Annotated in this window: 3 protein-coding genes; 1 reads left to right on the top strand and 2 read right to left on the bottom strand. The window is 74.1% G+C overall.

What is annotated here, in order from left to right; genetic code table 11:
- Positions 1 to 373: 373 nt before the first annotated feature.
- Positions 374 to 1744 carry an NAD(P)/FAD-dependent oxidoreductase gene (locus EEJ42_RS35600; RefSeq protein ID WP_184503435.1) on the bottom strand — a complete coding sequence of 457 codons (1371 nt, stop codon included), beginning with the start codon at positions 1742 to 1744 and terminating at the stop codon, positions 374 to 376.
- Positions 1745 to 2050: 306 nt separating this feature from the next.
- Between EEJ42_RS35600 and EEJ42_RS35595 the strand changes: the two genes are divergently transcribed.
- Positions 2051 to 2866, top strand: coding sequence for a TetR/AcrR family transcriptional regulator (locus tag EEJ42_RS35595; protein ID WP_123106340.1), 816 nt, complete (start codon positions 2051 to 2053; stop codon positions 2864 to 2866).
- 214 nt (positions 2867 to 3080) lie between these two features.
- Here the strand turns inward: EEJ42_RS35595 and EEJ42_RS35590 are convergent.
- On the bottom strand, positions 3081 to 6402 hold a 3322-nt coding region (locus tag EEJ42_RS35590), incomplete at its 5' end, for an ATP-binding protein (protein WP_148082144.1).

Genomic DNA, 6402 nt, shown 5'->3' with positions numbered 1-6402 from the left:
GTCGGTGCGCTCACCGCGGGCGGCCGGGACGGAGCCGCCGCCCGTGGCGGGCTGCGGACGCCGCGCGGCACGGTCGGACCGCGCGGCGGTGCGTCGCTGCGTACGGGGGAGCCGGGCGCTCCAGCGCGTGAAGTTCACTGCGGATTACCTCGTGGGGTGGTGGCTGAGCAGCGCGCCGGCGCGGGATCGGGGAGAGGGATGCGGGTGCGGGGGACGGCCCCCGGGGGAATGCAGCAAACTTCCGAATCCTCGCGATTGTCACTCTTTGCAGATACGAGCCCACCCATGGTCACACGTCCAGTGTGGCCGACCGGACTGACATACGTGAGACGCCGTTCGTGGGAGGGGAGTTCCCGGCTCCGCCCCGGCGGGGTCAACTGGCTTCGGGATGGCGTCCGGTGTCCGCGGCGAGCTTGAACTCCGCGCGCGGGTTCTCCAGCGATCCGAGCGAGACGATCTCGCGTTTGAACAGCCCGGACAGGATCCATTCGGCCAGCACCCGGGCCTTGCGGTTGAAGGTCGGCACCCGGCTGAGGTGGTAGACGCGGTGCATGAACCAGGCCGGATAGCCCTTCGCCTTGCGGCCGTAGAGGTGCGCGACGCCCCGGTGGAGGCCGAGGGAGGCCACGGAGCCGACGTACTTGTGCTCGTAGTCCGTGAGGGGGCGGCCGTCGAGCGAGGCGAGCAGGTTCTCGGCGAGGACCTTGGCCTGGCGGACGGCGTGCTGCGCGTTGGGGGCGCATACGGCGCCGGGCTCGGCGGCCGTACGGTCCGGCACGGACGCGGCGTCCCCGGCGGCCCAGGCGTGCTCCACGCCGTCCACCTGGAGCGCGGCGGTGCAGGTGAGGCGGCCGCGGTCGTTCAGCGGGAGGTCGGTGGCCGCGAGGATGGGCGAGGGTTTGACGCCCGCGGTCCACACGAGGGTGCGGGTGGGGAAGCGCGAGCCGTCGCTCAGTACGGCGATCCGGTCCTGGCAGGAGTCGAGGCGGGTTTCCAGCCGTACGTCGATGTTGCGGCTGCGCAGCTCGCGGACCGCGTACGTGCCCATCTCCTCGCCGACCTCCGGGAGGATCCGGTTGGTGGCCTCGACGAGGATCCACTTCAGGTCCTCGGGCGCGATGTTGTGGTAATAGCGGACCGCGTACCGGGCCATGTCCTCCAGTTCGCCGAGGGCCTCGACGCCCGCGTACCCGCCGCCGACGAACACGAAGGTCAGCGCGGAGTCGCGGACGTCGGGGTCGCGGGTGGAGGACGCGATGTCGAGCTGTTCGAGGACGTGGTTGCGCAGCCCGATGGCCTCCTCGACGGTCTTGAAGCCGATGCCGGTCTCGGCGAGGCCGGGGACCGGGAGGGTGCGGGAGACGGATCCGGGCGCCAGCACCAGCTCGTCGTAGTGGACCTCGATCGAGCCTGTGCCCTCCTCCTCGGAGGCGAGGGTTCTGATGGTCGCGGTGCGTTTGCCGTGATGGATCGCGGTCGCCTCGCCGATGATGACCTGGCAGTCGCCGAGGACGCGCCGCAGCGGCACCACGACGTGGCGGGGCGAGATCGATCCGGCCGCGGCCTCCGGCAGGAACGGCTGGTAGGTCATATACGGCTCGGGGTCGACCACGATGACCTGTACGGCGCCGTGCCTCAGCTCCCGCTTGAGCTTCCGCTGGAGGCGCAGCGCGGTGTACATCCCGACGTAGCCGCCGCCGACAACGAGAATGCGCGCTGGTTCCTTCACCCTCCCATGAGGCATCCGCGACCGCGGTTTGTCCACAGCCCCGACGAATTGTGTGACCGGAGGTCCGGAGATGCCCCGGGGCCGGTCCATGGTGCCGAGTGGGGAATGTGCGCAGGTCAGACTATGGTCACGGGGGCCGGGGCGGCCTGGGATGCGGGGTAAGGTGGCCTGGTGGTCCGGTTGGGGGACGGTCTGTCCCGACCTACCCTCTTCATTCTTGACCTGCGCTCAACTATGTTCGTACTTCGTCGGGGTTGTGACTGCCCCGACTGACAGGGCGGGGAGTCTCCGGGGGGAGACGTCATTACCGGGGGATCACTTATGCACCTTCAGGGTTCGTCATGGTCCGCAGCCGTCGCGTCCTCGGACGGAAACGGCGGCCGGAGCACTCCGCTGCGCGTGGACGCGCAGCGCAATCTGGAACACGTCCTGCGGGCGGCGCGCGAGGTCTTCGGTGAGCTGGGGTACGGGGCTCCGATGGAGGACGTCGCGCGGCGCGCGCGGGTCGGGGTGGGCACCGTCTACCGGCGGTTCCCCAGCAAGGACGTCCTCGTCCGCCGCATAGCGGAGGAGGAGACGGCGAGGCTGACCGATCAGGCCCGGGCGGCGCTCGGGCAGGAGAACGAGCCGTGGTCCGCGCTGGCCCGGTTCCTGCGCACCTCGGTGGCGTCCGGCGCGGGCCGGCTGCTGCCGCCGCAGGTGCTGCGGGTCGGGGTCGACGCGGAGCCGGAGATCCGGGTTCCGCAGCAGCGGCAGGTGGCGTTAGCCGGCCCGGCGCAGCCGGCCGGTGTGGTGCCGTCGGGCGGTGTGCTGCCGTCCGGTGGTGCGCTGCCGTCTGGTGGTGCGCTGCCGTCGGCCGGTGCCGCGCAGCCGGAGCTGCGGCTGGTCGAAGAACCGGGCATTCCGCAGGACGAGCCGGACGACGCGGGGGCGGCAGCGCTGCTCCAGGTCGTCGGGCAACTGGTGGAGCGGGCCCGGGCGGCGGGCGAGCTGCGCCCGGACGTCACGGTCGCCGATGTGCTGCTGGTGATCGCCACGGCCGCGCCGTCGCTGCCGGACGCGGCGCAGCAGGCCGCGGCGTCGGCCCGGCTGCTGGACATCCTGCTGGACGGGCTGCGGTCGCGGCCGGTGGGGTGACCGGGGGGAGCCACCTTTTCTGGTCGATCTTCTGATCGGTTCCTGATCGATCCGTTCGGTTCCTAATCGATCCGTTCGCCGGGTGCGTGCTGCCCGGCGGACGGCCGGCTCTCAAGGGATGCGGGCCGGGGTTCGCTCAGACGTTCCGGGTCCGTGGTGCGCGTTTTCCCCGTGCGGGTGAACGTATGCGCCCCCTGTTTTCCGTTGCCCCGGATCAGCGGGTGGCCTCGGCTTCGGATGCGGCCAGGACCTCGTCGAACAGGGCTATCGCCTCCTCGGCGGTCAGCGCCGTGGCCTGGTCGCGCAGTTCCCCGGTCGCGGCGGGGCCCAGCCCCACGGCCGCCCGCGCCTCGGTCTCCCGGGCCTCCGCGAGCGCCAGCGGGGTGCGCGGCAGCCGCCCGCGCCAGCCGTCGGCCGCACCCAGCAGCCGGACGGCGAGCCGTTCCTGTCCGTGGCGCACCAGGATGTGCGCGGCCGACTCCGCCTGCTCGGCGAGCAGCGCCTCCGTACAGCCCGCCTCGACGCCCTTGCGCAGGGTGTCGCGCAGCATGCGCAGGCCGCCCCACGGATCGCCCTCCTCGGCGCTGATCCGGCCCTCCAGCCCCTGGAGCACGACCCAGAACAGCGGGGGCGGGGTCGCTTTCGCCGCCCGCCGCCGGGCGTCCTCGCAGCACGCTCGCGCCGCCGCCGGATCGCCGCGCAGCAGCTCGATGTGGCCGCGCAGCGAACCGTTGAAGCCTTGGACGTCCAGGACGCCCCAGCGCTCGGCCTCCTGCTCGGACTGCTCCAGCAGCTTCACCGCGCCCTCGATGTCACCGGAGTTGAGGGCGAGGTCGGCCAGCCGGGTGATGAGGAACGGCACCTCGGTGTGCGCGCCGATCTCCCGGGCCAGCCGCTGCGCCTCCTCGAAGGCGGCCCGCGCCTCGGTGAGCCGGCCGCGCAGCGTGGCCATCTCGCCCCCGGCGCTCTCCACCTGGGCGAGCATCCAGCGGTCGCCGACGCGGGTGCTCAGCTCGCGCAGCTTGGCGTAGTCCGCTTCGGCGCGCTCCATGCCGCTCGACGAGTCGATGGAGAGGTGCATACGGAACATCAGCGCGACGCCGTGCGACCAGTCGTCGCCGTACTCGCGGCAGTTGACCACCGCCTCGCCCATCAGGGGGAGCACCGCGGTGTGGCCGTCGAGGATGTACCCGGCGAACGGCCACAGCAGACCGGGGAAGCGGGCGCTGCGCGGGCCCGGATGGCTGTCGTAGGCGTCCCGGATGCGCTGGGCGATCAGCCGTGTCCTGGGGTCCTTCACGTCCGGGCTGTGACCGGTGTCGGCGAGCATGAAGAACCGCAGCAGCCGCACGTCCATGGCGTGCCAGTAGCGGGTGACGGCGGGGTCGTCGCCGTCGATGCCGTCCGGGGCGGATGGCGGGACGTCCACCGCCGGGCCGTCGTTCCCTTCGCCGCCTCCCTCGCCGTCCTGTCCGCCGTGCGGGCCGCGGCCGAGGGACAGGGCCCGGTCGGCCCAGGCGGCGCCCTCGTCGCGGTAGTTGCGCAGCCACCAGAACCAGCCCATCGCGAGGATGATCGCGAACGCGGTGTCCTCGTCGCGGGCGGTCAGGGAGCGGTGCAGGGCGGCCCGGATGTTGTCGAGGTCGGTCTCGACGCGGCGCAGCCAGGGCAGCTGTTCGGCGGAGCGCAGCCGCGGCTCGGCGGCGCGCGCGAAGTCCCGGAAGTGGGCGATGTGCCGGGCCGAGGCGGCGGCGTGGTCGGCCCGGGCGGCGGCGTCCTCGGTGGCGCGCTCGCTGACGTACTCGTGGATCGTCTCCAGCATGCGGTAGCGGGCCTCGCCCATCGGCCCGCCCGCCGTCTCGTCCGCCGTCTCGTCCGCCCCCTCGGCCGATTCCACCGCGGTCCGGGCACCCGGCGGGTGGTCCACGGCCAGCAGGGACTTGTCGGCCAGCGCCCCGAGCAGATCGAGCACCTCCGGGGGCGCGATGGGGGCGCCGGAGTGTGCGGGAGCGTGCGCGGGGGCGCATGCCCCGGCGCGTATGTCCTCACGCCCCGGCGCGTCCGCGCAGACCGCCTCCGCCGCGTCCGCGCAGACCGCCTCCGCCGCGGCCAGGCCCCATCCGCCCGCGAAGACCGACACCCGGCGCAGCACGGTGCGTTCCCGCTCGTCCAGCAGGTCCCAGGACCAGTCGACCACCGCCCGCAGGGTCTGCTGGCGCGGCAGGGCGGTCCTGCTGCCGTTGGTCAGCAGGTGGAACCGGTCGTCGAGACGGTCGGCGATCTGCCGCGGGGTCAGCAGCCGCAGCCGGGCCGCGGCCAGCTCGATCGCCAGCGGCAGTCCGTCGAGGCGGCGGCAGATCTCCGCGACCGCCGCCGCCGTGTCCGGGTCCCCGGCCGGGTCGAAGCCGGGCCGTACGGTCGCGGCGCGCTCGGCGAACAGCTGGTGGGCGGGGGCGGGCGGCAGCGGTTCCACCGGCCGTACGGTCTCGCCGGGCACGCCCAGCGGCTCCCGGCTGGTGGCCAGCACGGTCACGCCCGGGCAGCGCGCCAGCAGCGCCTCGGTGAGCCGGGCCACGGTGTCGATGACGTGCTCGCAGTTGTCGAGCAGGAGCAGCAGACGGCGGTCGGCGCAGTACTCGACCAGGCGAGTGGCCGGGTCGACGGGGTCCGCCCCGCCGGTCCGGCCTTCGAGCCCGGAGGCGAGCAGCGTCGTCTCGCGGCGGCCGACGGCGCTCAGGACGGCGCCGGGTACGGCGGAGGAGTCGTCCAGCGAGGCGAGTTCGACCACCCAGACGCCATCCGGGTAGGCGGCCGTCGCGGTCGCGGCGGTCTCCTCGGACAGCCGGGTCTTGCCGGACCCGCCCGGTCCGGTGAGCGTGACCAGCCGGGCGCGGTCCAGGTCCTTGCGGAGGGCGCCGATGTCGCTCTGACGGCCGACGAAGCTGGTGAGGCGGGCCCGGAGGTTGCCGGGCGGCGCCGGGGGCGGGGCGGGGCGCGGCTCCCGTTCGGGGGCGCGGCCCGAGGCGCCGTGATCCGCCGCACGGCTCGCATCAGGGTCGCGGCCGTGATCCGAGGCACCGCCCGGGGCGCGGTCGGCGGCCAGGGGTCCCGGCGGTGGCGTGGGGCCGGTCGGCGGCACCGGCCCGCCCAGCAGCAGCTGCCGGTGCAGCTCCCGCAGCTCCGCCCCCGGGTCGGTGCCGAGCCGGTCGGCGAGGAGTTCGCGGACCTCCTCGTACGCGGCGAGGGCGTCGGCCGAGTGCCCGGCGGCCCGCAGCGCGCGGATCAGCTGCGCATGGAACGTTTCGTCGAGCGGATGGTCCGCGACCAGCTCGCGCAGCTCCGGAACGACGTCCGCCGGGCGGTCGCAGGCGAGGTCGGCGTCGATCCGGCGGTGCAGCGCCGCCAGCCGCAGCGCCTCGGCGCGGGCGGCGGCCGCGTCCCGCTCCGGCAGATCGGCGAGTGCCGGTCCGCGCCACAGCGCGAGCGCCCGCCGGAGCGTGGTGGCGGCCGAGTGCGGGTCACCGGCGTCGAGGGCG

The organism is Streptomyces botrytidirepellens, assembly GCF_003721215.1.
Lineage (GTDB): Bacteria > Actinomycetota > Actinomycetes > Streptomycetales > Streptomycetaceae > Streptomyces > Streptomyces himastatinicus.
This window is presented reverse-complemented; position numbering and strand designations above follow the sequence as displayed.